Below are 1966 nucleotides of genomic sequence, written 5' to 3'. Positions count from 1 at the left end.
GCCAGCGTTAGCGACACATGCCGCCAACGTGGTCATTCGCCTTGGGATTATCTACAAACAGCTATTGCTCGGCATCGGCAAAATTTGGCTCCATTGCCTTTGCCTGCGTAGGGGCGTGAACGTTTACCAATCAAGTTTTCCACTGATAAGGCACAAGCAATAAAGAGTACATTACAAATTATATTTTCAATTACGCAATTTATAACCTTTACATATCTCGTTGTAACAGGTATAAGGCAACTTTTTTCAACAGAACCTCTCACTAGGTTTTCATTAATACAAATACTAGTTCCACTATTTGGTTTATCGTTCTTATTGACCCTATGGGGCATTAGATATTGCTTAGAAATAATGCGCGATATAGCTAAACTTTCGGAAGATCATTTAAAAATCACCGGCGAAATATTGAATCAAAATAATATAAAGATAGAAGATCAGAAAAAAGTCTAATTCAACGCTAAAGAACAAAAAACCTCGCATAATGCGCCCTATGCAAAAAAGTCCTGACGGGCTTTTTTATTTTCCGCCAGGGCTTTTCTACATAAGGCAGATGTATTATGCGAAGTCTTAATATGGCGTTCTGGTTCTTGGTTTGTGTGGTTTTACACTACACGGTGCTAAAATTGAAGCCTTTGGTCTAGCTGTTCGCTTAATGGTTTCTCGCAGGCTTAAGCGTCACTTGTCCATGCGAATCTCTGTCTGAATAACGGCGCTATGACTAGCATTGGTACTTATTGCCACTAACCCCAATTCATGATAGTTTTTTCGTTAAACTTAATGTTAAAACCGCAATGCTTTTAACATTTAATAACCTAACTCAAATTCATTTTTAAATCAGGAGAGCTGTTATGGACGCACTTGAAATTATCGCCATATTTGTTGTTTTGTTGATAACAATTTTCATTGTTTTAAAAAGGCGCAAAAAATGCTCTTCTTGCTCGCCAAAAGAAGCTCATATTAGCAAACCCAGAGCTCCAGAGTTAAAAAAACAACCGTCGAAAATTAAGTTGGTCGACAAGCCTGTAGTTAATGCTGAGCCGACTACGGTTGTTACTCCAGAACCTAAGCCTGCCAATAAACCGACAGTCAATATCGAGCCTTCTCCTTCTGCAAAGCCACAAGCAAAAGAAACCATGGAAAATAACGGCAGTCTTCCTCAGGATTCGATACTGAGACGGCATTATCTGGCCCATTTGTGCACCATGATAGAAACGCTTGCTCCCCTGCGACCTACGGAATCGGTTTTATGCCGTCATTACGATACGATGATAGTCGCCAGACTAGATGAATGCTTGAGCAATAAAAATGCAATGGAGCAACTGATTTATGATTATGAAAAAAATAAATCTATCGTCAATATTGAGTCTACTGTAAGGCCAAAAATAAAAGAAACGGTAGAAAGCAACAGCAGCCTTCCTCAGGATTCGATACTGAGACGGCATTATCTGGCCTATTTGTGCACCATGATAGAAACGCTTGCTCCCCTGCGGCCTACGGAATCGGTTTTATGCCGTCATTACGATACGATGATAGTCGCCAGACTAGATGAGTGCTTGAGCAATAAAAATACAATGAAGCAACTGATTTATGATTATGAACATATAAAGTAACAGCTCTGCTCTGCCCTATTTCACAAACCGAGCTTTTAAACTCCATACGACAAGCGAAGCTTGTGATTGTTGGCCGTTAACAAATTTCGTGGAAGCGATGGCTACGTCGCGACGATGGCGTCGCTCCCACAACCGACTTTCAATGTTACTGGCTGGCGGTTCCAAGCGCCATGATCATCGGTATGTCCATTTTTATCGGCGACCTATTTAGCTCTGGATTTTTTGACATCTGAAGTTTCCCAGTTTTTCAGGAGCAAGAATTTTAGAAAGTGGAAAAAATTTCGAAAATTTTTAGCAACTCTTAATACACGTCAATGCATCCCCAAATAATTCATTTACCCATTAAAAAACAATAA

1 protein-coding gene is annotated in these 1966 nt (G+C 39.9%); it reads left to right on the top strand.

The genetic code is table 11. The annotated features are described in order from the left end of the window. Positions 1-848: 848 nt before the first annotated feature. The gene (locus RW114_RS20480) at positions 849-1610 is read left to right on the top strand and encodes a hypothetical protein (RefSeq protein WP_340124578.1); all 762 of its coding nucleotides are present in this window, start codon (positions 849-851) and stop codon (positions 1608-1610) included. Positions 1611-1966 lie beyond the last annotated feature (356 nt).

It is taken from the genome of Methylobacter svalbardensis (genome assembly GCF_037671525.1).
Taxonomy (GTDB): Bacteria; Pseudomonadota; Gammaproteobacteria; order Methylococcales; family Methylomonadaceae; genus Methylobacter_A; species Methylobacter_A svalbardensis.
This window is presented reverse-complemented; position numbering and strand designations above follow the sequence as displayed.

What these genes read in the sequence shown, in the direction of transcription:
- RW114_RS20480 (WP_340124578.1), top strand. Translation starts at nt 849, where the DNA reads ATGGACGCACTTGAAATTATCGCCATATTTGTTGTTTTGTTGATAACA.